Below are 23320 nucleotides of genomic sequence, written 5' to 3' on the forward strand. Positions count from 1 at the left end.
GCATGAAGAAAGGAATAATTAGCATGAAAATTTACTAGCAAGTTTATATGTAAGTTTAATAAGAGTTATTATACAGTTTAGCACTTCTAATGCAAGTGGCAAAAAAAATAGAGAGAAAACAAGAAGGGAGAGTTATTAATTCCGTAGCTAAACGAAAAGGAATGGTTGCTTACAAGGATTAAGCAAAAAATTGAGGCGATATTTATAACCGATTATCGGTATCTAATATATAAGGAATGCTTTTAGTATTTGTAGCAATTCCTGAAAGGATTAAATGGAGGATTTATGAAAGGACAAAAAGGCAAGAAGCAGAAGACATATATATCTATTCGATTAAATATAATGTTCCTTTGCATATTTGTACTATTCTCAGCTATTATTATGCAGCTAGGAAAGGTACAAATCGTTGAGGGAGAGGCTTATAAGAACCAAGTGGAAAGTAGTCAAAATGCAATAACTAGTATTCCAGTTCCACGTGGACAAATTTTAGATCGAGAAGGGAAAACAGTTGTTAATAATAAATCTCTTCGCACAATTACGTATACAAGGGTGAAGGGAATTACGAGTGAAGATATTTTAAAAACAGCAAAAGACTTGGCGAAAGTACTTGAAATGCCTGAACAAGATATAAATAAATTAACAGATATCGATAAAAAAGATTTTTGGATGCAGTTGAATTTGAAACGTGCGGAGACAAAGATTACTAAGAAAGATATAGAAAAGTTTAAAGAAAAGGGTATAGAGGGAAAAGAGTTAGATAAAAAAATAGAAGACTTAAGACGAGGTCGTGTTACAGAGGTAGAATTAGCAGAATTAACAGCACAAGATTTAAAGGTGTTAGCTATTAAAAGTAAAATGAGTTCAGGTTATCAACTAACACCACAAATTATTAAAAAAGATGTAACAGATGAAGAGTATGCGCGGATAAGTGAAAACCTTGCGAATTTTCCAGGAGTAGATGCAACTGTTGATTGGGAACGTAATTATGTAAATGGTAATTTATTTCGTTCTGTATTAGGAAATATTACGAGTAGTGAAGAAGGATTACCGAAAGAAAATTTAGATTCTTATTTAGTACGTGGATATAACCGTAATGATCGTGTTGGAAAAAGTTATATTGAACAACGATATGAAGATGTATTACACGGCACAAAAGAAGAAGTGAAAAATATTACTGATAAATCAGGAAACATTGTTAGCACAGAAATAATCTCTAAAGGAAAAAGTGGTAATAGTTTAACATTAACGATTGATATGGAATTACAAAAGAAAGTGGAAGAAAGTATAGAGAAAAACTTGAGAGCTTTTAAGAGTTCAGAGCCACTGCTCGATCGAGCTTTTGTTGTCATGACGAATCCAAATAACGGACAAATTTTATCAATGGCAGGCAAAAAGATTGTAGAAAAAGAAGGAAGAATAGAGGTTGAGGATTTGGCATTAGGTAACATGACAACTTCGTATGAGCTAGGGTCAGCTGTAAAAGGTGCTACTTTATTAACTGGATATGAGACAGGGGCAATACATCCAGGAGATCAATTTTATGACGCGCCGATGAAATTTAAAGGTACACAAGCTAAGAAATCGTGGAATGTATCCGGATTTGGTAATATTAATGATTTACGGGCTTTACAAGTATCTTCGAATGTATACATGTTCCAAACAGCTTTAAAAATTGCGGGAGTCAATTACGTACCAAATGGCTCATTGGATATTAAACAAGGAGCATTTGATACGATGCGCTATTATTTCAAGCAATTTGGTTTAGGTGTCCCAACAGGTATTGATTTACCGAATGAAATAATTGGACAAACGAGAAAAGTAGATAGTCAACCTGGGTTTTTACTAGATTTTTCTATCGGTCAGTATGATACGTATACGCCGTTGCAATTAGCGCAATATATTTCAACGATTGCGAATGGTGGTTATAGAATGCAACCTCAAATTGTACAAGAAATACGAGAACAATCAATAAAAGAAGAGGTTGGCAAAGTTATACGTTCCATAGAGCCTGTCGTATTAAATCGAATTGATATGAAGAAAGAACATATTGATCGAATAAAAGAAGGGTTTAGATGGGTATTCCAAGAAGGTGATGGAACTGGCGTGAAATATTTCAAAAACGCGCCATATAAACCAGCAGGAAAGACAGGAACAGCCCAAACTGTATATGGTGGAGATGACCCGATTGGTAGAAATGCAAAAGGAGAACGTATGGAATGTTACAACTTAACGTTAGTTGGATATGCTCCATATGATAATCCAGAAGTAGCATTTTCCGTAGTAGTTCCATGGCTTCATGATGATAAAAATGGAATTAATTCTATAATTGGAAAGGAAGTATTAGATGTATACTTTGATTTGAAACAGCAACGTATACATGGTGAAGCTACTAGTACAGGTAGTTCTAAGCAAAATTAGAGTACTTTTCTCAGGGAAGAGACCCTGTTCATATAAAGCCATTTATAAGTAAAAAAATGAAATATGAAATAAGAGATAGAGGCGTCGTAGCTACTATCTCTTATTTTGTTAATAACTCTCATACTAGCTATAATTTTTTTAGTTTGTGGAACAAATTTGGTTCGGTGATTGTCTATTATGTGTACGTATAAAAAGGTGCTAAAAATTTGGAAGGAATGATGATTTTGAAAAATAAGAGGATGCTAAAAATAGGAATATGCGTTGGTATATTAGGTTTAAGTATTACAAGCCTAGAAGCTTTTACAGGAGGGGCACTGCAAGTTGAAGCGAAAGAAAAGACTGGACAAGTGAAACATAAAAATCAGGCGACGCATAAAGAGTTCTCACAACTTGAGAAAAAATTTGATGCTCGAGTAGGTGTATATGCGATTGATACTGGTACAAATCAAACAATCTCTTATCGATCTAACGAAAGATTTGCCTTCGCATCAACCTACAAGGCTTTAGCAGCAGGAGTATTACTACAGCAAAACTCAATTGATACATTAAATGAAGTAATCACATTTACGAAAGAAGACTTAGTGGATTATTCACCTGTTACAGAGAAACATGTAGATACTGGAATGAAACTAGGAGAAATTGCTGAGGCTGCTGTTCGTTCAAGCGATAATACTGCAGGGAACATTTTATTTAATAAAATAGGAGGACCGAAAGGATATGAAAAAGCGCTTAGGCATATGGGGGATCGGATTACTATGTCTGATCGCTTTGAAACAGAATTAAACGAAGCTATTCCAGGAGACATTCGTGACACTAGTACAGCGAAAGCTATTGCTACGAATCTTAAAGCTTTTACGGTCGGAAATGCACTTCCAGCTGAAAAACGTAAAATTCTTACAGAGTGGATGAAAGGAAATGCTACAGGGGACAAACTTATTCGTGCAGGCGTACCAACTGAATGGGTAGTTGGAGATAAATCAGGTGCTGGTAGTTACGGGACAAGAAATGATATTGCTATCGTTTGGCCTCCAAATAGAGCACCAATTATCATCGCAATTTTATCTAGTAAAGATGAGAAAGAGGCAACCTATGATAATCAACTCATTGCAGAGGCAACTAAAGTTATAGTTAAGGCTCTTAAATAGTATTTTAGTTTTCGCATTTTTAACATGAAAGTATTAAAAGTATAAAGTTAGAAAACGACTCTTTTCTTGTGATAAGAGTCGTTTTTGTATTCTTATTATTAAAAAGGTAAAAGTAAAAATATAACGAATATATATGACATATCTCATACGAAATTTCATGTACTGCATTATTTTATTAATTTAAATAAATTTCAAGAAAGTATAATATAATTCAGTTAGCATATAGAAGTGTTTGATGAGAATGTAAAGGAGAAAATATGAAAAAGAAAATTAATAGAATTGTAATGATTATTTGTATATTAGTAGGTTTTACAATCTTTTTATATTTACAGAACAATTTAATAAGTATAACTGAGGTTAAAATAACCTCTAGTAAAATACCATCCTCTTTTAAAGGGTATAAAATTCTACAAATTTCAGACTTACACAATAAAAAATTTGGCGATAATCAAGATGTGTTAATTCAAAAAATAAAAAGTATAGACCCAGATATTATTGCGATTACGGGTGATTTAATTGACAGTAAATCATACGATGCAGAAGTGAGTATGCAATTAATACAAAAAATGGTAAAGAAGTATCCTGTATATTTTGTGACAGGAAACCATGAACAATGGTCTGGAAAGTATAACAGTTTAGAAAAAGAGTTGAAGAAATATGGTGTCAATGTTTTAAGGAATGAACATGTAGGCATTCGAAAGGGTGAGCAAGAAATAAACTTGCTAGGTATTGATGATCCAGAGTTTGTTACTGGAAACCGTGATGAAGGAAATATTATAATAGATGAAATTAAAAAAGCAAAAATTGAAATGCAGCCAGATAGATATAATGTATTATTATCCCATAGGCCTGAATTTATAAAGGAATATACGAATGAGAGGTTGGATTTGGTTTTATCGGGACATGCTCATGGAGGGCAAGTTAGATTGCCATTTATCGGTGGATTAGTTGCTCCAAATCAAGGTGTTTTACCTAAATATACAGCAGGTTTATATGTAGAACAAAATACATCAATGGTAGTGAGTAGAGGATTAGGAAATAGTATCATTCCGCAAAGAATTTTGAATAGGCCAGAGATTGTAGTCGTGCAGTTAAATTAAGCTGTACGATTTTTTTATGCAAAAGTGAGTAAAGAGATTTTATGTATTTTGCAGGAGTTAACATTACAATTTTGTTAAAAATTTTCTACGTTACATAAAGTAACAAAATTTGACCCTGATTGTTTGTTATAGTGTAAATAATCAAAAAACTTAAAATTTGTCGAGTGAAAATTGTGATAAGTAATTCATGTAAAAAACTTAAAGGGGTGTACACATGCATAAAGAATATGAAATTGAAGAATACACGGCGATTGAGGAACAAATACATTATTATTGTAAATGTTTATTAGTAAGTCATCCTGATCAAATAATAAAGTATTTAGAAAAAAGGTTAGAAAAATATGCAGAAACATTACAATATGCACATTTATATCCTGACACAGTTATTTTACCGTTACAGCAATTAGTTATTGAATATTCTTTAGATGTTGCTAGAATTCGGAAGTATATGAATTTAAAAACGTAAAGTGAAATTTATAGTTTAAATGAAACAGAGTCGACTTTAGGAAATGAAATTCTAATGTCGACTCTGTTTCATTGTTTAATATCGTTGATTGAACATACATACTAATCAATGAAGTTTGACATATAATTAAGCAAGGGTAAAATAAAAGTGAGTACTCACTCATTTTATTGGAAAAGGAGGATGGAACGTGCAACAACCTTCAATTATTTTACGGACTGTATCAAAAAGTTTTGGAAAAAAAGAAGTGTTACACAATCTTTCATTGCAAGTTGAAAAAGCAGAAATTTTTGGTTTTGTTGGACCTTCTGGATCGGGGAAAACAACGCTCATTAAAATGATTGCAGGTATTAATGAGGCAACGAAAGGTGAAGTGCTTGTTAATAATACTAATATGCCTAATTTAAATGAAATGAAAAGAATTGGTTATATGGCTCAGGCGGATGCATTATACGAAGAATTGTCAGCATATGAAAATGCAGATTTTATAGCAACGATGTATGGACTAAAGGGAAAACGTAAAAAGACAAGAATTGCAGAGGTTTTTGAACTTGTACAATTGTCTCAGTATATGAAAAAGCAAGTACAACAATTTTCAGGTGGAATGAAAAAACGCTTATCATTAGCAATAGCGCTCCTTCACGAACCAGAAATATTAATTTTAGATGAGCCTACAGTGGGGATAGATCCGCTTCTTAGAAAAACGATTTGGGAAAAATTTTATGATCTTAAAAAGAAAGGCACAACGATTATTGTAACGACGCACATTATGGATGAAGCTGAATTTTGTGAGCGTCTAGGGTTAATTAGAGAAGGGAAACTAGTTGCGGTTGGAACAACTGAAGAATTGAAAAAACGCGTGTCATCTGGACGGATTGAAGATGTCTTTTTGCTAGAAGAGGTGGTGCCATCATGAGAGTTACTGGTGTAATTATACGTATTATTCGTCAATTTTTTCGAGATAAGCGTTCGTTAGCAATGATGTTTGGAGCACCGATGTTATTACTTTGGCTTTTGTCACTAGTGTTTACACAGAAAGACTATATACCGCAAATTGCTGTTGTTGATATGCCCGCTCAAATAGTAAAAATGATGAAAAATCAAGAAGCGTCAATTTATGAATACAGTAAGGAAAAGGCGATTTCTGAGTTGGAAAAACAAAAAGTAGATGCAGTATTTCGTATAGAGAATGGAAAAATGAAACTTCTGTTGGAAGGTAGTGATTCGTCAAAAAATCGTGCTGTACTTCAAGTATTGCAAAAAAGCACAGAGAAGAATGATGTATCGATTATGAAACCTGAAGTAAATTATTTACATGGCTCTAAAGACTTTACGATGTTTGATGGGCTTGGTCCTGTATTAATTGGTTTCTTTACATTTTTCTTTGTATTTATATTATCAGGTGTATCTTTCGTAAGAGAACGTTTAAGTGGTACGCTAGAAAGGTTATTATCCACCCCAGTAAGAAGATGGGAAATAGTCGCAGGTTATATTATTGGTTTTGGAATCTTTGCCTTTATACAATCCATTATTATCGTAAGCTTTTCCGTTTATATTTTAGATTTATACGTAGCTGGCTCCATATGGCTAACGCTACTTATTACATGTATGCTCTCTTTAACTGCACTAACATTAGGTACGTTTTTATCGGCATACGCAAATAATGAATTTCAAATGATTCAATTTATACCGCTTGTTATAGTGCCACAAATCTTCTTTTCTGGATTGTTTCCAATGGAATCTATGAATAAGTGGCTCCAAATGTTAGGGAAAGCATTTCCACTCACATACGGCGCTGACGCAATGAGACAAGTGATGATTCGGAATCAAGGGTTTACAGAGATTGCATTAGATCTTACTGTGTTATTACTTTTTTCACTATTATTTGCAGTAGGAAATGTATTTGCTTTAAAGAAACATCGCAAAATATAATAATGACAAAAAGGAGCTTTATAAATGCAGAAGGATTGGCTGGAGGAATTAATAGCTGCAACTAATACGGATAAACGAAATGAACGTCAAATGCGAATATTAGAGGCGGCTGTTGATATGTTTGGAGAAAAAGGATACGCTTCAACTTCAACAAGTGAAATTGCAAAGCGTGCTGGTGTAGCGGAAGGAACCATCTTCCGCTACTATAAGACGAAAAAAGATTTATTACTAGCGGTCGTAATGCCAACTTTAACTAAGTTCGCTGCACCATTTTTCGTACAAACCTTTGCAAAAGAAATATTTAAATCAGAGTATGAATCGTATGAAGGACTTTTAAGGGTTGTAATTCATAATAGATTTAAATTTGCTCAAAAACACTTTCCTATGATAAAAATATTAATTCAAGAAGTACCATTTCAACCAGAACTAAAAAATGAAATACAGCAATTAGTAGAAACAGAACTGTTTTCACATTTCAAAAAGTTGATTGTGAAATTTCAAGAAGAAGGAGAGATTATTGAGATACCACCATCTTCCGTACTACGTCTTACTTTATCAGCTGTATTAGGTTTATTATTAACACGATTTTTATTATTGCCTGAAGAAAAATGGAATGATGAAGCAGAAATTGAAAATACGATTCAATTTATATTGTATGGATTAACTCCACGAATTTAATCGTCGAAGTGTGAATTACATACATTACTTTTTAAGTAAAAATAAATCGCCTTTAAAAAGGCGATTTATTTTCGTTATATATTTTTGATAAATAAGTACTTGTTTATTAAAAACATTCTAAATCAGCGTGTTTCTTTGTCTCTTCTTCTAAGACCTAATAATCCTGCTAGTCCTAATAAACCAAGCCAAGCCCAATTATTATTTCTATCACGATTATCATTTAAATCATTTGTTGTATTTACATTTCGAGTTCTTACATCATTATTAACTCTGTCTAAATTATTGTCATTTACTCGAGTTGAAATATCAGTGTTATTCACTCTATTCATATTATTTCCATCGTATTCAGCTTGCGCAGATGTACCTAAAAACATAATAGAGAGTGCTAAAACACTTAAAATAGATGATAATTTCTTTTTCATAACAATTCCCTCCTTTCTTAATCATTAATTTCTCCGGAGCATCTGTGTATTATTCATTTCACAATATCTAAACCAGTATAATAGGGCGCACATTTATTGAAAATAGAGTTGAATGATTGTTAATATATTATTGGATATATATTTCTCATAAAAATAAATGAATCAAACTTTGCTTAAAATGTTAATCTTAGTACAATTTATAGTATACGGACTAGCACTAAGGAGGTAATGAGATGCGACAATTTGCAAAACCTACAATCGTCGTAAGTAAATGTTTAGAATTTGATGCTTGTCGATATAATGGAGAGATGATTCCAGATGTAACAATACGAAATTTGCAGCCATTTGTTACATTTATACCTGTTTGTCCAGAAGTGGAGATTGGATTGGGAACTCCTCGTGAAACGATACGAATTGTAGAAGAAAATGGTGAGAACAGACTTGTGCAACCGTCGACACGAGAAGATGTAACTGAAAAAATGGAGCGGTTTTCAAATGACTTTTTACAAACGATATCGGATGTGGATGGTTTTATTTTAAAGAATCGTTCGCCAAGTTGTGGTACGCGTGATGTGAAAATTTATTCTGGTTTTGAAAAAGCGCCAGCAAAGGGAAAAGGATCAGGCTTATTTGGCGGAGCAGTAGTAAAAAAATTTTCGCATCTTCCTATTGAAGAGGAAGGTAGATTGTCGAATTTTATTATTAGAGAGCATTTCTTTACAAGGTTATTTACAATCGCATATTACAAAATGATTAAACATAATAAAAATATGAAAGACCTTGTATCGTTTCAGTCGGACAATAAATATTTATTTATGGCATACAATCAAGTGAAACAAAAGGAATTAGGGCGTATAATTGCAAATCAAAAAAATGAAAAGATTGAAGTTGTATTTGAAAACTATGAGAAGACTTTATATGAATTATTTATGCGCACCCCCCGCTATACATCGAATGTAAATGTATGCGAGCACATTTTTGGATACTTTAAAACAAAGCTAAAAAAACAAGAAAAAGATCATTTTATAGAACTGTTACAAAAGTATGCAGAAAAGAAAATACCACTTAGTAGTTTACTTACAATTTTAAAATCATGGGCCATTCGATTTGATGAAAAGTATTTATTAAGACAAACGTATTTCGAACCATACCCTGAAGCATTAGTAGAAATTTCTGATTCGGGAAAAGGTAGAGATTATTAAACAATAAATTACATAATTCGACACAAAATCTCCTATGTTGTTGTAGAACAATGTAGGAATTTTTTTGTGCATTAGTACAGAATCTGTTTTAAAATTAAGTTATGACAGAATTATAGCAATTGTCTAACTAATATTCTTGTCTTTTAAGTTGTTATGTTTGTAGTAGAAACTCGCACGCTGTCGAAACTCAATATTCGATAAGGGGTGTGTAGCGGAATGGAATTTACTCTAACTCGCGAAAAACAAATGATTAAAGAAATGGTACGTGACTTTGCTGAAAAGGAAATCGCACCGAAAGCTGTATATTATGACAAAACTGCAGAGTTTCCATATGAAACATTTCAAAAAATGGGCGAACTAGGATTATTAGGCATCCCATTCCCAGAAGAGTATGGAGGTTCAGGTGGCGATACTGTATCGTATGCGTTAGCAGTTGAAGAAATTGGTCGCGCTTGTGGTGGCACTGGTTTAAGCTATGCTGCAACAATTTCATTAGGTGCTTCTCCAATTTATTATTTCGGTACAGAAGAACAAAAACAAAAGTATTTAGTTCCAATGGCGTCAGGTAAAACATTAGGTGCCTTCGGATTAACGGAGCCGAATGCTGGATCAGATGCAGGTGGTACTCAAACGAAAGCGGTACTAGATGGCGATGAGTATGTAATCAGTGGTGAGAAGTGTTGGATTACAAACGCAGAGTATGCAAATACCATTATTGTAACCGCTGTCAACGGTGTTGAAGAGAATGGTAGAAAACGCATTTCAGCATTTATCGTACCTACTACTAGTGAAGGATTAACGATTTCTAGTCCTTACGATAAAATGGGCGTTCGCGCTTCTAATACTTGTGAAATCGTACTTGATGGTGTTCGTGTACCGAAAGAAAATATTCTTGGTGATGTAAATAAAGGTTTTAAACAATTTTTATATACACTTGATGGAGGACGTATTTCAATCGCAGCATTGGCAGTTGGTATTGCGCAATCAGCCTTTGAACGTGCATTGCAATATGCGAAAGAACGTCAACAATTTGGAAAGTCAATCTCTAATTTCCAAGCGATTCAATTTAAATTAGCTGATATGGCGACTGAAGTAGAGCTAGCACGCAATTTAGTACATAAAGCAGCTTGGTTAAAAGATAACGATAAACCTTTCGGTAAAGAAGCGGCAATGGCAAAACTATTTGCATCGGAAGCGGCAAGCCGTATTGCGAATCAAGCAGTACAGATTCATGGTGGATATGGCTATATGCGTGAATATGAAGTTGAACGACATATTCGTGATGCGAAACTATTAGAAATTGGTGAAGGAACTTCTGAAATTCAACGTCTCGTAATTGCTAGACATTTAGGATGTAGATAAAAGGGAGGAATCACTATGTTTCAAAAAATATTAATTGCGAATCGCGGGGAAATCGCTGTTCGTATTATGAAAACTTGTCAAAAACTTGGCATTCGCACTGTTGCTATTTATTCTGAAGCAGATGAAAATGCCCTTCATGTGAAAATGGCAAATGAAGCTTACTTAGTAGGTGGACCGCGTGTCCAAGAAAGCTATTTAAACCTTGAAAAAATTATTGAAATAGCTAAGAAGACAAATGCAGAAGCAATTCATCCGGGTTATGGTTTATTATCAGAGAATCCGTCTTTTCCGGTTCGCTGCAAAGAAGAAGGAATCGTATTTATCGGTCCTTCAGAAGAAATCATTACGAAGATGGGAAGTAAAATCGAATCACGTATCGCAATGCAAGCAGCAGATGTCCCAGTAGTCCCAGGTATTACTACAAATATTGAAACTGCTGAAGAAGCAATTGAAATTGCAAAACAAATTGGTTATCCATTAATGCTTAAGGCATCCGCAGGCGGCGGAGGCATTGGTATGCAGTTGATGGAAACTGAGCAAACGCTCACCAAAGCGTTTGAAAGTAATAAAACGAGAGCGCAAAACTTCTTCGGTAACGGAGAAATGTATTTAGAGCGATATATAGCAGACGCGCATCATATTGAAATTCAGCTTTTAGCAGATACACATGGTAACACAGTGTATTTATGGGAGCGTGAATGTTCGGTACAGCGCCGAAATCAAAAAGTAATCGAAGAAGCACCTTCACCATTTTTAGATGAAGGTACACGAAAGGCGATGGGAGAAGTTGCTGTACAAGCTGCCAAAGCACTTGGTTATACAAATGCAGGTACAGTTGAGTTTCTTGTAGATGATCAGAAGAACTTCTATTTCTTAGAGATGAATACGAGATTACAAGTAGAGCATCCAGTGACAGAAGAAATTACGGGATTAGACCTTGTAGAACAACAACTTCTGATTGCAAGTGGAGAGAAACTATCATTTACTCAGGATGATGTAAAACGTAGTGGTCATGCCATTGAAGCTCGTATTTATGCAGAGGATCCGAAAACATTCTTCCCGTCACCTGGGAAAATTACAGATTTAACATTACCGTCAAATGTACGGATTGATCACTTCTTAGAAAATCATGTAACGATTACACCTTTCTATGATCCAATGATTGCGAAAGTCATTGCACATGGCGAGACTCGTGAAGAAGCAATTTCAAAATTACATGATGCTCTAGAGGAATTAAAAGTAGAAGGTATTAAAACGAACACACCAATGCTACTGCAAGTTTTGGAAGACGAAGTGTTCAAAGAGGGTATTTATACAACAGGCTTTGTAACGAAACAACTCGTTAAAAAATAAGATTTAACAATATTAAGGGGGAAAAAATGATGACGAAAGTATACGCATCGATGGCAGGAAACGTTTGGAAGATTGTTGTAGGAGTAGGAGATACAGTAGAGGAAGAGCAGGATGTCGTCATTTTGGAATCTATGAAAATGGAAATTCCAATCATTTCAGAAGAAGCTGGCACAGTTATGAAAATTAATGTGCAAGAAGGCGATTTTGTAAATGAAGGAGATGTATTATTAGAAATTGAATAGGGAGATATAGGGGGAATCGAATTGAAACTACCTAATTTTGCTGTCATTAAAGAAGTCGGGCCACGTGATGGCTTACAAAATGAAAAAAAGATTGTTGGCACAAAAGATAAAGTAAAATGGATTCAACTACTTACAGAAGCAGGATTGTCGTATGTTGAAGTTTCCTCATTCGTTCACCCAAAATGGGTCCCTGCATTAGCGGATGCAAATGATGTATTTTCTGAGCTGAAAAGGGATCCAAATGTTACATATGCTGCGCTTGTTCCGAATCAAAATGGTTTGGAACGAGCTTTTTTGCAAAATGTAGATGAGGTGAATGTTTTTTTATCAGCAAGTGAATCTCATAATAAAAGTAATATTAATAAATCGATTAAAGAAGCATTAGTTGTAATTGAAGATATAACAAAACAGGCATTATTCGAAGGGAAAAAGGTAAGAGGCTATGTTTCTACTGTATTTGGATGTCCTTATGAAGGGGATATAAGTGTCGCAGCAGTTGACGAATTATGTAATCAACTATTTTCATACGGCATTTATGAAGTTTCTCTTGGGGATACAATCGGTGTAGCGAATCCATTACAAGTAGAACAAGTATTAGAACATCTATTAAAGAAGTATGATGCTTCGCAGTTTGCCATGCATTTTCATAATACGTATGGAATGGCTCTAGCGAATGTAGTTAAATCATTAGAATACGGTATTACAACGTTTGATAGTTCTTGTGGTGGACTCGGGGGCTGCCCTTATGCACCAGGAGCATCAGGTAATGTTGCCACTGATGACCTAGTACATATGCTCCATAAATTAGGAGTCCAAACGAATATAGACGAAGAAAAGTTATTGAGAGCTAGTCAATTTATTCAAAGTAAGTTGAATATCCAATTACCGAGTCATGTGTATAGAGCGCTTCAACATAAAACGATAAGTAGGTGAGAAGATGCTACAATTACAAAACATTTCAGTTGATTATGTAACACCTCACGTAGTAAAGATTTCGTTAAATCGTGCAAGACAAGCAAACTCATTATCTTTGGCATTATTAGATGAACTACAAACGATATTAACTCAAATAAGTGAAGATTCAAACGTACGTGTAGTTATTTTGACTGGTGCTGGTGAAAAAGCATTTTGTGCTGGTGCAGATTTAAAAGAGCGTGCCGGTATGAATGAAGAACAAGTTCGCCATGCTGTTAGTATGATTCGCACTACTATGGAGATGGTTGAACAATTACCACAGCCAGTTATTGCTGCTATAAATGGAATTGCACTTGGTGGTGGTACGGAATTAAGTTTAGCTTGTGATTTTAGAATTGCTGCTGAATCTGCAAGTCTTGGTCTTACTGAAACGACACTTGCAATTATACCAGGAGCAGGTGGTACACAGCGCTTACCGAGATTAATTGGTGTTGGTAGAGCGAAAGAATTAATTTATACAGGTAGACGTATTTCAGCGCAAGAAGCAAAAGAATACGGTTTAGTAGAATTTGTTGTACCAGCTAATTTACTTGAAGAGAAAGCGATTGAAATAGCAGAGAAAATTGCTAGTAATGGACCTATTGCTGTTCGATTAGCAAAAGAGGCAATTTCAAATGGTATTCAAGTTGATTTACATACCGGATTACAAATGGAAAAACAAGCGTATGAAGGTGTAATCCATACGAAAGATCGAATAGAAGGATTACAGGCATTCAAAGAAAAACGCAAACCGATGTATAAGGGGGAGTAAATATGTTAGACCAAAAACAACAATCTAATTCATTTGAAGAACGAGTTGAAACAATTAAACAAGGCGGGGCACCGAAATATCATGAGCAAAATAAAGCAAAAGGAAAATTATTTGTTCGAGATCGTTTAGCGCTTCTATTTGATAATGGCGAATATGTAGAAGATGCATTATTTGCTAACTGTGAACAAACAGGCTTACCTGCGGATGGCGTTGTAACGGCAACGGGTAAAATACATGGTCGTACTGCGTGTGTAATGGCCAATGATTCTACTGTAAAAGCTGGATCATGGGGATCACGCACAGTTGAAAAGATTTTACGTATTCAAGAAACAGCTGAAAAACTACGTGTTCCGTTATTTTATTTAGTTGACTCTGCTGGAGCGCGTATTACAGATCAAGTAGAAATGTTCCCAGGGCGCCGCGGTGCAGGAAGAATCTTCTATAATCAAGTGAAGTTATCAGGTAAAGTTCCTCAAGTATGCTTGTTATTTGGACCTTCTGCAGCTGGTGGTGCGTATATTCCAGCCTTTTGTGACGTTGTAATGATGGTAGAAGGAAATGCATCTATGTATTTAGGATCTCCTCGTATGGCTGAGATGGTTATCGGTGAGAAGGTAACTTTAGAAGAGATGGGCGGAGCTCGTATGCATTGCTCTGTATCAGGATGCGGAGATGTTTTATGTAAGACAGAAGAAGATGCGATTACACAAGCAAGACAATACATTTCATATTTTCCAAACAACTACTTAGAAAAGACTCCATTGGTTACACCTCAAGAACCGAAGCAATTCGATAAAACGTTAGAACAAATCATTCCAGAAAATCAAAATGCTCCTTTCAATATGAAAGATCTCATTAATAGAGTTATTGATGAAGGTTCATTCTATGAAGTGAAAAAATTATTTGCTCAAGAGCTAATTACAGGCTTAGCACGTATTGATGGTAAGCCAGTTGGTATTATTGCAAATCAGCCGCGTATGAAGGGCGGCGTATTATTCCACGATTCAGCTGATAAAGCTGCTAAGTTTATTAATTTATGCGATGCATATCATATTCCATTATTATTCCTTGCGGATGTACCAGGATTTATGATTGGTACAAAAGTAGAGCGTGCCGGTATTATTCGCCACGGTGCAAAAATGATTTCTGCAATGAGTGAAGCAACTGTACCGAAGATTTCTATCGTTGTTCGTAAAGCATATGGCGCTGGTTTATATGCGATGGCAGGTCCAGCATTTGAACCAGATTGCTGTCTGGCATTACCGACAGCCTCTATTGCGGTAATGGGTCCAGAAGCTGCGGTTAATGCTGTATATGCAAATAAAATTGCAGCTTTACCAGAAGAAGAGCGTGCTAGCTTCATTGCTGAAAAACGTGAAGAGTATAAGAAAGATATTGATATTTATCATTTAGCATCAGAGATGGTGATTGATGGTATTGTTCATCCAAACAATTTACGTGAAGAGTTAAAAGGACGTTTCGAAATGTATATGAGTAAATATCAAGTATTCACAGATCGTAAACATCCTGTATATCCAGTTTAAAAGCCCTATTTAGGGCTTTCTTGCTCAAAAAGTTAAGGAGGGGAAAACATTGAAACAAGCAGTTTGGTTTCCAACAGAAGAGTACAAGGAAAAAACACGTTTATATGGTTGGATGAAATCATTGGGATATGAAGATTATGAAACTTTTTATAATAAATCTATTGAGGAAACAGCTTGGTTTTGGGGAGAGGCAGAAAAAGCAGTAGGCTATCAATGGATGAAACCTTATACAGAAGTGTTAGATTTAGAAAATGGTACACCGTTTGCACAGTGGTATAATGGCGGAACATGTAACGTTGTAGAATCAGCTTTATCCCGCTGGCTTGCGGATGAAGAGACGAGAATACAGCCAGCACTTCAGTACGAAGGGGAAAATGGAACTTCAAAATCATTTACATATGAAGAGCTTGACAACTGGGTAAGCCGTGTTGCAAATGGTTTGAAACACGCGGGTATTGAGAAAGGTGACCGTGTAACAATTTATATGCCGATGATTCCAGAAACAGTTGTTGCGATGCTAGCTGTAATGAAAATCGGAGCAATTATTTCACCAATATTCTCAGGCTTTGCGTCTGATGCAGTTATGACACGTGTGCAAGCGGCAGGTTCAAAAATGATTATTACCGCAGATGGATTTTCACGTCGCGGTAAAATTGTTTCTTTAAAAGATGAAGTAGATAAAGCTTGTGAACATTGCCCAACTGTTGAAAAAGTTGTTATCGTTCGTCATGCAGGAAATGATTTTACACCACATAACTATGACTTTTCGTGGAGTACGCTAGAAAAAGAAAAACCATTCATACATGCAGAGGAAATGCAAAGTGATGATCCATTGATGCTCATTTATACATCAGGAACGACTGGTAAGCCGAAAGGAACAGTACACACGCATGCAGGATTTCCTTTGAAAGCAGCTTTTGATGCAGGATTTGGAATGAATATTAAACAAGGTGATCGTGTATTATGGGTAACTGATATGGGCTGGATGATGGGGCCGTTTCTATTATTCGGTTCACTCATTAATGGAGCAACGATGGTTATGTACGAAGGTGTTCCAGACTTCCCAGAAGCAGACCGGTTATGGGAGACAGTTGATAAATATGAGATTACTCATTTAGGTATTTCGCCAACGTTAATCCGAGCATTAATGGCAAAAGGTGATGAGTATGTCAATAAACATTCTTTAAAGAGTTTGGAAGTATTCGCATCAACAGGAGAACCTTGGAATCCTGATCCATGGATGTGGTTATTTGAAACAGTTGGAAAAGGAAATGTCCCAATCTGTAACTACTCAGGTGGAACTGAAATCTCTGGTGGGATTTTCGGTAATGTTCTTATTAAGCCAATAGCACCGATTAGTTTTAACGCATCTTTACCAGGAATGGCAGCTGTCGTACTGGATGATCAAGGTAAACCAATTCGAGATGAAGTCGGAGAATTATGCTTAGAGAAACCTTGGGTAGGTATGACGAAAAGCTTCTGGGAAGATGATGAACGTTACGTGAACACATATTGGTCACGTTTTGAAAATAAATGGGTCCACGGTGACTGGGTCATTTACGATGGTGAACAATATATCATCACAGGGCGTTCAGACGATACGTTAAATATTGCAGGTAAACGTATTGGACCTGCTGAATATGAATCTATTCTTGTGAAACATAACGAGGTAATTGAAGCTGCTGCAATTGGTGTACCTGACGAAGTAAAAGGTGAAGTTTGTCATTGTTTTGTAGTATTAAGAGATCATGTAACATTCACAGGAGAATTAAAGAAAGAATTAATGAGTTTAGTAAACTCTCATATTGGAAAAGCGTTGTGTCCTAAAGACATCCACGTTGTAGAAGATTTACCGAAAACACGTAATTCTAAAGTAATGCGCCGTGTTATTAAAGCAGCTTACTTAGGAAAAGAATTAGGTGATTTATCATCGCTTGTAAATCCTGAAGTAGTTCCGTTTATTCAGGGGTTACAGTCTAGTAAATTATAAAATTAGAAAGGATCTCTATATAAATAGAGCTCCTTTTTTATGTTTATAAAAAGAGAAGAAGTGAAGTTGATGAAGAAGAAAAATTCTACTATTAGTGTTAAGTATGTTTTTTAGTTTTAATCAAAATACGATATTATGGAATGTCTATTCAATGGAGAAATACTAATTTACAACAACAAGGTGATGACAAAGCGTGACTGCTTATATGTCTGTTTAAACCTTTACGTGTTAATATATAAAAAGCTGACTATAAGCAGTCAGCTTTTTATATATTACATTCTAGTATTTATCTCGCTATTTGCCGAGCAGTAATGCCCCCACCTAAAAATTCAGCGAAAGCAAGGAAGTAGGTGAGGGATCAACTTTCCGGAAAAGCCCGATTGGTTCCAAAAGACATATTCTTTCCTTTACGTTGACATTAAAAATATTACCAATTTTTTCTTTTACAATGGCAACAAATAAAGAAACATTTACAACGACACTTATTTCGTTTAGAACTCCAATCATCATCACGATGACACTTTTCTTTAGATTTCCACCAATCATCATTACAATGTTTTTCCTGAGAACTCCAATCGTCATCACAATGACACTTTTCTTTAGATTTCCACCAATCATCATTACAATGCTTTTTCTGAGAACTCCAATTATCATCACAATGATGCTTTTCTTTAGATTTCCACCAATCATCACAACAATGCTTTTTCTGAGAACTCCAGCAATCATTTTTCCAGGACATTTATTTCTACCTCCTTTCAATAGTGTTCATATTATTCTATGTTTTAATAAAAAAATGGCTTGTTTATTAACCTACTATTTTATCTTTATATGATAGAGTGTCTTCTACTCGATATAGAATTCATACAAACTATGCTAATTTTTAAGAGAAAGTGGAGAGAACTACTACTAGTTATGGTATTTTTCAATAAACACTTGTTGAAGAAAATGTTCTGATTACAAATAATATCTTATTTTCGAGTACGCTTTTTAAATGTATATTTCACAATGAAAAATGGGAAATCCACAAATAAAGTCTATGTATATGTGAGTTAATGGGAAAATCTAGTGTGTTTTTAAGGGGCGTCTTATTTAAATGAAAAAAGGTTTGTTTTAAAAAGTGGTGTCTAAACATTAAATGGAGTAGGACTAAATTCACGGCCGCTCATTAAAAAGCTTTTAATTAGGAGAAGTCTGTTTTTATAATGAATAATGAAAAGAAAGTTTGGTACAATTGTTTGTTTTTTTCTTTTTATGTGTTTGCCTCGTACCCTTTTAAGCTAGTGGACATACTTTACTAATAGAAAGGATTAGGGGGTGAGGTATTGGGTTCTCGATTTAATAATTGTAAAAAGAAGTGTACATGTAAACAAGATGATTGTTGGGAAGTATTCGAAGAGTGTAAAAAAGAACAGCATGAGAAATGTGATAATTCTTGTGTACAAGGAATTAGAGATGAACTTAAGAAATTAATTAATCGAACAGTTCAAATTAATACAGAGGGACGTACTTATGTAGGTACTGTTTCGTCTGTAAGTTGTGATGTAGTTAGGCTTGCGGCTATTCCTGGATCGGTTGGAGTAATTATTTCCATTTGCAAAATTGAAGCAATTTTCCCACCGGTTACAACGGTTACTGCTGACTTTGATTTTAATGGTATTGATGTAGCAAACAAAGCATAATTATGCTGCTTTTTTGTAAAGCCATTCACATGAATGGCTTTATTTTAATTTTATATAAAAGGAGAATATATTCTTTATATAGAAATAAGTTTGAGGTTATAAAGCATGATGTACGAAAGGAGCAAGGAAGTGATTAAACTAGAAAGCTTTAAGAAATCTGATTTTAAACAATTAATAAATTGGATTAATTCCGAAGAATTTCTAATACAATGGTCAGGAAATGCATTCACATTTCCTTTAGACGAACAGCAATTAGAGAAGTATATAGAAAGTGCAAATACACTCGCTTTCAAAGTGGTAGATGAAGAGACTTCAGACGTTATTGGACATATTTCGCTTGGGCAAATAGATAATATTAATAAGTCCGCTAGAATTGGAAAAGTATTAGTTGGTAATACGAAGATGAGAGGACGTTCTATAGGAAAACATATGATGAAAGCAGTACTTCATATTGCTTTTGACGAATTAAAACTACATAGAGTAACTCTTGGTGTGTATGATTTTAATACATCGGCCATTTCATGTTACGAAAAAATAGGGTTTGTAAAAGAAGGCTTATTAAGAGAGTCAAAAAGAGTAGGAGAAACGTATTGGAATTTATGGGAAATGAGTATGTTAGAATATGAATGGAAGAAGTAGCAACGATAGTAATTTATAATTATATTATGTTGACAGAAGGGGCTTGGTGGGTATAGTGGATAATAAAACAAAAATAATTTCAATTGCAGCTGTTTCGGGGGGAGGTAAAACTACAATTACAGAAAGATTAAAGCATAAGTTTAAAAACTCAAAAGCTCTATATTTTGATAGTTACACATTTGATAAATCTCCTGCTGATATTTGTAAATGGATTGATGATGGGGCGAATTACGACGAGTGGGTATTAACACCATTAATTCATGATATTGAGCAACTTATACAAAATAATACCTTAGACTATATTATTGTAGATTATCCTTTTGCATACTTAAATAGTGAGATGCGAAAATTCATTGATGTAACTATATTTATTGATACGCCTTTAGATATTGCGATGGCTAGAAGGATTTTGCGAGATTTTAAGGAAGGTACAATAGATGAAATACATAATGATTTGGAACATTACATGACATATGCGAGAAAAGCTTATTTAGAGGCAATTCATACTGTTAAGCCGAATTCAGATATCATATTGGATGGTTCTTTATCTGTAAGTGAAATAATTAATCACGCTGTAGAGGAACTTGGCCGAAGAGAAGTGATTGTCAATGGTTAAATGTATAGAGGAATATATACAAGTTGCTGATTTTAAAATGTATACGAAAATATTCCAAGGAAAGAAGCAGCAGCCTGTTATTATATTGGAATCAGGTTATGGTGATTATTCGAAGGCATGGAATCAAACTGCTGAAGAACTGACGGAATATGGTACGATACTTACATACGATCGGGCTGGATTAGGCAAAAGCGGGAAGAGTTCCAAGAAACGTATTAGTTCTGAAATGGTAAAAGATTTGAGAACATGCTTAAATCTTTTACAACTGAAGCCACCTTATATTTTTGTAGGACATTCTTTTGGTGGTATAAATGCACGTTTATTTACTGATTTTTATCCTGAAGATATGTTGGGAATAGTTTTGGTTGATTCGACACCAGAAAATTATAAAGAAGCATTTTTGCCAATCATGTCTCCAGAATTTCAAGAAGCTTACTATAAACAATTTGTACATGAAAGTTCTTATGAAGAGTTTATGTTTAGTCTGGGTGAAGCAGATAAATATTGTCAGTTGACGAGAGATATTCCACTCGTCGTGTTAGCTGCTGGTAAAAAAGCTTTTTATTCGCAAGATGCACAAATAAAATGGTTACAATTGCAAGAAGAATTATTACGATTATCAAACAAAAATAAACTAATAATTGCAGAACAAAGTGGTCATTATATTCAAAAAGATGAACCACATTATATAACAGATGCTGTTAGGTGGATAATTGAAGTAAGGGAGAGATAAATGTGTACACTTTATTTCAATATAATTGGCAAGTAAGAGATAATTGGTTTAAGTGGTGTGAACAACTTTCAGAGGAAGATTTACTTTGCAAACTGGGGGTATGTTAGAAACATTATTTCATATTGTAGATGTAGAGTATAGTTGGATTAGTGCTCTTCAAGGAGAAGAAGATAGAAAACCGCAATTTAAAGATTATCAATCGATTCAAAAAGTGAAAGCGTTATTTGATTTATATAAACGAGAACTTGAAGTTTTTTTGCAGTCATGATCATCTAGCATAGAATGCTAGCACACTTAAAATAAGCCGTATAAAAAGTTAATCATTGTGTGCTTTGATTATATAACGTCGGCGAAATAAATAGTGTGAGGGACAGCTATCTTAACAAGTGTTTCATGTAACGTTCATATACTTTAATTTTTTATAATTAATCAAATTTGAATTTTGTTTGTTGTTAAGAAAAGGTGAGAAGAAAATAAAAAAAGAGGGCTAATGCCCTCTTTTTCTTTTAATTTGGTAATTAATCACAGATTGGTATCCCGAGCACTCTTAGAGCTAATGCTACTTGAAGGGAAATCTCTAATCTAGCAATTTCAATACCAGCTACTGAAAGAACTAAAAAAGGTTGTCCGTTTACAAATACAACGCAACTATCCATAGTTAAACCTCCTTTCTAGTAATTTACTATAGTATATGAGTAGAACTTTAAAATGTAATAGTTCAATTGTTGGATTTAATAGAATTAATAGATTAACCCATTTATACAAACAAAAGAACATAACGAAAGGAAACAGAGATGGATGTATGCCTCGAAAAACATAGGTTTTAAGAGATGTAATGGGATATGAAATTCATCATATTGGTCAGCTATCTATATGGGCGAGGGAGTTAAACTTGCAATCTGTTTCAGCAAATTTGATTGGACGAGGATGATAGAATTAAAAACCGACTTGCATCTCAAACGCAAGTCGGTTTTTATATATAAGAAGATTTCTTAATTGAAATCCTCGGATTTTTTCTGACGTATATGTAAAAACATTAAGGTGGTAATGATTAAAAAAATCATTATAGTTTGTATAATTAAATTTTTAAACTGAAGTAATATTGTCCAGGATGTAAGGGTGTCTTTAAAAGCTTGGAGTGCAGAGTACGAGGAAGGATCAAAACCATACTGTAGCAACTTTTTTGTTTCAATAAATGAAATGTTTTCTTCATCTGCATCTAATATTACTGAAATTAGTCTAGTATCTCCATGTTTTGCTGTACTAACAAAACTATAATTACCGTTAGTTGAAAAACTAGTTTGTAAGCCATCAACACCTTGAAGTTTAATGTTTTCATTAAGGGAATATATCATTTTATTCGTATTGAAAACTTGGGAATCTTTGAAGGTAAATTGGTAAGAGGTTAGTTTCGTAATATTCAATACATCTGGAAAATCTTTTACTAATCGTGCTGCTAGTTTAGCTGCATCTATCGCTGTTGTAGTTGATTGTTTATTTGTATCATTATTAATTCCAGTAGAGTTTAGAAATGGAGATGGTTGTAATAACTTTAGTTCTTTTGCTTTTTTATTCATTAATATTGTAAAGTTATCTTCATTTCCAGCAATGTGTTCTGCTAGAGCGAGTGCAGAACGATTATTCCCTGCCAGTAGCAATGCATGAAGTAAATCACGAACCGTTGTTTTATCATTCGATGTTACTTGTATAGGGCTTGTTTCTACTCGGAAAACTTCGTTACTTATTTGTACGAAGTCATCTAACTGTATTTTTCTATCATTTAGTTGCTCCAATACGATATATTCTGTCATTAATTTAGATAAAGCAGCTGATTGTATCGGAGTTTCTTCATTTTTTTTATAAACAATTTCACCTGAATTAGCATTTATTAAAATAGCTGATTTAGCTTGAATAATGGGACCATTTACATAAAGATAAAAATATAAAACGATAAGTGCAGTAATAAAAAAAGATAATAATAAAATAGCGAATTTCTTTAAGAATTGCATAAGCGATCCTCCTATTATGACATCAATACTAGTATTGTAAAAAGGAATGCTTAATTAGGAAGAAAGA

At 34.3% G+C, this 23320-nt stretch carries 23 protein-coding genes and 2 pseudogenes; 21 read left to right on the forward strand and 4 right to left on the reverse strand.

All coding sequences use genetic code 11. The features are described from left to right. Positions 1-285 precede the first annotated feature (285 nt). From HMPREF2590_RS13485 to HMPREF2590_RS13515, 7 genes are all read left to right on the forward strand, one after another. Positions 286-2418, forward strand: coding sequence for a peptidoglycan D,D-transpeptidase FtsI family protein (locus HMPREF2590_RS13485; RefSeq protein WP_000678283.1), 2133 nt, complete (start codon positions 286-288; stop codon positions 2416-2418). A 218-nt stretch (positions 2419-2636) separates the two neighbouring features. After that, positions 2637-3563, forward strand: a complete 927-nt coding sequence (gene bla, locus HMPREF2590_RS13490; RefSeq protein WP_002098388.1) for a class A beta-lactamase Bla1 — start codon at positions 2637-2639, stop codon at positions 3561-3563. A gap of 257 nt (positions 3564-3820) precedes the next feature. Then, positions 3821-4663 carry a metallophosphoesterase gene (locus HMPREF2590_RS13495; protein WP_000727186.1) on the forward strand — a complete coding sequence of 281 codons (843 nt, stop codon included), beginning with the start codon at positions 3821-3823 and terminating at the stop codon, positions 4661-4663. 214 nt (positions 4664-4877) lie between these two features. Continuing rightward, positions 4878-5129, forward strand: a complete 252-nt coding sequence (locus tag HMPREF2590_RS13500; RefSeq protein WP_000548621.1) for a hypothetical protein — start codon at positions 4878-4880, stop codon at positions 5127-5129. A 187-nt stretch (positions 5130-5316) separates the two neighbouring features. Beyond that, positions 5317-6042: an ABC transporter ATP-binding protein gene (locus HMPREF2590_RS13505; protein ID WP_001187071.1), complete on the forward strand. Its 726-nt coding sequence runs from the start codon at positions 5317-5319 to the stop codon at positions 6040-6042. Then, positions 6039-7058 carry an ABC transporter permease gene (locus tag HMPREF2590_RS13510; protein ID WP_001266717.1) on the forward strand — a complete coding sequence of 340 codons (1020 nt, stop codon included), beginning with the start codon at positions 6039-6041 and terminating at the stop codon, positions 7056-7058. The genes HMPREF2590_RS13505 and HMPREF2590_RS13510 overlap by 4 nt, the downstream gene beginning before the upstream one ends. Positions 7059-7082: 24 nt before the next feature. Continuing rightward, positions 7083-7736 (forward strand): TetR/AcrR family transcriptional regulator, encoded by a 654-nt coding sequence (locus HMPREF2590_RS13515; protein WP_001168192.1) that lies wholly within the window; start codon positions 7083-7085, stop codon positions 7734-7736. Positions 7737-7858: 122 nt separating this feature from the next. On the opposite strand, the gene HMPREF2590_RS13520 is transcribed toward HMPREF2590_RS13515, so the two are convergent. Next, entirely contained in the window at positions 7859-8158 is a 300-nt protein-coding gene (locus HMPREF2590_RS13520; RefSeq protein ID WP_000728151.1) for a WGxxGxxG family protein, read from the reverse strand. Between the two features lie 233 nt (positions 8159-8391). Here HMPREF2590_RS13520 and HMPREF2590_RS13525 point away from each other — a divergent pair, with 233 nt between their 5' ends. From HMPREF2590_RS13525 to HMPREF2590_RS13560, 8 genes are all read left to right on the forward strand, one after another. Continuing rightward, on the forward strand, positions 8392-9360 hold the full coding sequence (locus HMPREF2590_RS13525) for a YbgA family protein (protein WP_001248647.1): 969 nt from the start codon (positions 8392-8394) through the stop codon (positions 9358-9360). A gap of 216 nt (positions 9361-9576) precedes the next feature. Then, complete coding sequence (locus tag HMPREF2590_RS13530; RefSeq protein WP_000397282.1) at positions 9577-10722, forward strand: acyl-CoA dehydrogenase; 1146 nt, start codon at positions 9577-9579, stop codon at positions 10720-10722. A 15-nt stretch (positions 10723-10737) separates the two neighbouring features. After that, on the forward strand, positions 10738-12075 hold the full coding sequence (locus HMPREF2590_RS13535; RefSeq protein ID WP_000486742.1) for an acetyl-CoA carboxylase biotin carboxylase subunit: 1338 nt from the start codon (positions 10738-10740) through the stop codon (positions 12073-12075). Positions 12076-12101: 26 nt separating this feature from the next. Continuing rightward, positions 12102-12317, forward strand: a complete 216-nt coding sequence (locus HMPREF2590_RS13540; RefSeq protein WP_001987345.1) for an acetyl-CoA carboxylase biotin carboxyl carrier protein subunit — start codon at positions 12102-12104, stop codon at positions 12315-12317. 21 nt (positions 12318-12338) lie between these two features. After that, a complete protein-coding gene (mvaB, locus tag HMPREF2590_RS13545) occupies positions 12339-13250 on the forward strand; it encodes a hydroxymethylglutaryl-CoA lyase (RefSeq protein ID WP_000775433.1) in 912 nt (303 codons plus the stop codon). Positions 13251-13254: 4 nt separating this feature from the next. Then, positions 13255-14043: an enoyl-CoA hydratase gene (locus HMPREF2590_RS13550; RefSeq protein WP_000939798.1), complete on the forward strand. Its 789-nt coding sequence runs from the start codon at positions 13255-13257 to the stop codon at positions 14041-14043. Positions 14044-14045: 2 nt separating this feature from the next. Next, the gene (locus HMPREF2590_RS13555) at positions 14046-15587 is read left to right on the forward strand and encodes an acyl-CoA carboxylase subunit beta (RefSeq protein ID WP_000886744.1); all 1542 of its coding nucleotides are present in this window, start codon (positions 14046-14048) and stop codon (positions 15585-15587) included. Positions 15588-15636: 49 nt separating this feature from the next. Further along, complete coding sequence (locus HMPREF2590_RS13560) at positions 15637-17577, forward strand: AMP-binding protein (protein ID WP_000806482.1); 1941 nt, start codon at positions 15637-15639, stop codon at positions 17575-17577. 321 nt (positions 17578-17898) lie between these two features. Here HMPREF2590_RS13560 and HMPREF2590_RS13565 read toward each other — a convergent pair whose 3' ends face one another. Continuing rightward, complete coding sequence (locus HMPREF2590_RS13565; protein WP_171009802.1) at positions 17899-18336, reverse strand: hypothetical protein; 438 nt, start codon at positions 18334-18336, stop codon at positions 17899-17901. A gap of 563 nt (positions 18337-18899) precedes the next feature. Here HMPREF2590_RS13565 and HMPREF2590_RS13570 point away from each other — a divergent pair. The 5 genes and pseudogenes from HMPREF2590_RS13570 to HMPREF2590_RS13590 form a co-directional block, all read left to right on the forward strand. Beyond that, positions 18900-19256 carry a hypothetical protein gene (locus HMPREF2590_RS13570; RefSeq protein ID WP_000535577.1) on the forward strand — a complete coding sequence of 119 codons (357 nt, stop codon included), beginning with the start codon at positions 18900-18902 and terminating at the stop codon, positions 19254-19256. A gap of 105 nt (positions 19257-19361) precedes the next feature. Beyond that, entirely contained in the window at positions 19362-19895 is a 534-nt protein-coding gene (locus HMPREF2590_RS13575) for a GNAT family N-acetyltransferase (RefSeq protein ID WP_000990082.1), read from the forward strand. A 46-nt stretch (positions 19896-19941) separates the two neighbouring features. Then, entirely contained in the window at positions 19942-20511 is a 570-nt protein-coding gene (locus HMPREF2590_RS13580) for a nucleoside/nucleotide kinase family protein (RefSeq protein ID WP_000513265.1), read from the forward strand. Continuing rightward, complete coding sequence (locus HMPREF2590_RS13585; RefSeq protein WP_000237652.1) at positions 20504-21244, forward strand: alpha/beta fold hydrolase; 741 nt, start codon at positions 20504-20506, stop codon at positions 21242-21244. The genes HMPREF2590_RS13580 and HMPREF2590_RS13585 overlap by 8 nt, the downstream gene beginning before the upstream one ends. 2 nt (positions 21245-21246) lie before the next feature. Next, positions 21247-21506: pseudogene (locus HMPREF2590_RS13590) on the forward strand (DinB family protein); the annotation flags it as partial. Between the two features lie 256 nt (positions 21507-21762). Here HMPREF2590_RS13590 and HMPREF2590_RS13595 read toward each other — a convergent pair. Beyond that, on the reverse strand, positions 21763-21900 hold the full coding sequence (locus HMPREF2590_RS13595) for a DUF3956 domain-containing protein (protein ID WP_000376554.1): 138 nt from the start codon (positions 21898-21900) through the stop codon (positions 21763-21765). Positions 21901-22085: 185 nt separating this feature from the next. Here HMPREF2590_RS13595 and HMPREF2590_RS29940 point away from each other — a divergent pair. Beyond that, positions 22086-22175, forward strand: a pseudogene (locus HMPREF2590_RS29940) (DinB family protein); the annotation flags it as partial. A 61-nt stretch (positions 22176-22236) separates the two neighbouring features. Here HMPREF2590_RS29940 and HMPREF2590_RS13600 read toward each other — a convergent pair. After that, the gene (locus HMPREF2590_RS13600; RefSeq protein WP_001160042.1) at positions 22237-23253 is read right to left on the reverse strand and encodes a D-alanyl-D-alanine carboxypeptidase family protein; all 1017 of its coding nucleotides are present in this window, start codon (positions 23251-23253) and stop codon (positions 22237-22239) included. Positions 23254-23320 lie beyond the last annotated feature (67 nt).

Source organism: Bacillus sp. HMSC036E02 (assembly GCF_001836235.1).
GTDB lineage: Bacteria > Bacillota > Bacilli > Bacillales > Bacillaceae_G > Bacillus_A > Bacillus_A cereus.

Bases quoted from the DNA above. Each gene is read 5' to 3' on its own strand.
- HMPREF2590_RS13495 (WP_000727186.1), top strand. From the start codon at position 3,821: ATGAAAAAGAAAATTAATAGAATTGTAATGATTATTTGTATATTAGTA.
- HMPREF2590_RS13525 (WP_001248647.1), top strand. From the start codon at position 8,392: ATGCGACAATTTGCAAAACCTACAATCGTCGTAAGTAAATGTTTAGAA.
- HMPREF2590_RS13600 (WP_001160042.1), bottom strand. From the start codon at position 23,253: ATGCAATTCTTAAAGAAATTCGCTATTTTATTATTATCTTTTTTTATT.
- HMPREF2590_RS13555 (WP_000886744.1), top strand. From the start codon at position 14,046: ATGTTAGACCAAAAACAACAATCTAATTCATTTGAAGAACGAGTTGAA.
- HMPREF2590_RS13550 (WP_000939798.1), top strand. From the start codon at position 13,255: ATGCTACAATTACAAAACATTTCAGTTGATTATGTAACACCTCACGTA.
- HMPREF2590_RS13595 (WP_000376554.1), bottom strand. From the start codon at position 21,900: ATGGATAGTTGCGTTGTATTTGTAAACGGACAACCTTTTTTAGTTCTT.
- HMPREF2590_RS13575 (WP_000990082.1), top strand. From the start codon at position 19,362: ATGATGTACGAAAGGAGCAAGGAAGTGATTAAACTAGAAAGCTTTAAG.
- HMPREF2590_RS13530 (WP_000397282.1), top strand. From the start codon at position 9,577: ATGGAATTTACTCTAACTCGCGAAAAACAAATGATTAAAGAAATGGTA.
- bla (WP_002098388.1), top strand. From the start codon at position 2,637: ATGATTTTGAAAAATAAGAGGATGCTAAAAATAGGAATATGCGTTGGT.
- HMPREF2590_RS13520 (WP_000728151.1), bottom strand. From the start codon at position 8,158: ATGAAAAAGAAATTATCATCTATTTTAAGTGTTTTAGCACTCTCTATT.
- HMPREF2590_RS13500 (WP_000548621.1), top strand. From the start codon at position 4,878: ATGCATAAAGAATATGAAATTGAAGAATACACGGCGATTGAGGAACAA.
- HMPREF2590_RS13515 (WP_001168192.1), top strand. From the start codon at position 7,083: ATGCAGAAGGATTGGCTGGAGGAATTAATAGCTGCAACTAATACGGAT.
- HMPREF2590_RS13585 (WP_000237652.1), top strand. From the start codon at position 20,504: ATGGTTAAATGTATAGAGGAATATATACAAGTTGCTGATTTTAAAATG.
- HMPREF2590_RS13485 (WP_000678283.1), top strand. From the start codon at position 286: ATGAAAGGACAAAAAGGCAAGAAGCAGAAGACATATATATCTATTCGA.
- HMPREF2590_RS13540 (WP_001987345.1), top strand. From the start codon at position 12,102: ATGATGACGAAAGTATACGCATCGATGGCAGGAAACGTTTGGAAGATT.
- HMPREF2590_RS13510 (WP_001266717.1), top strand. From the start codon at position 6,039: ATGAGAGTTACTGGTGTAATTATACGTATTATTCGTCAATTTTTTCGA.
- HMPREF2590_RS13535 (WP_000486742.1), top strand. From the start codon at position 10,738: ATGTTTCAAAAAATATTAATTGCGAATCGCGGGGAAATCGCTGTTCGT.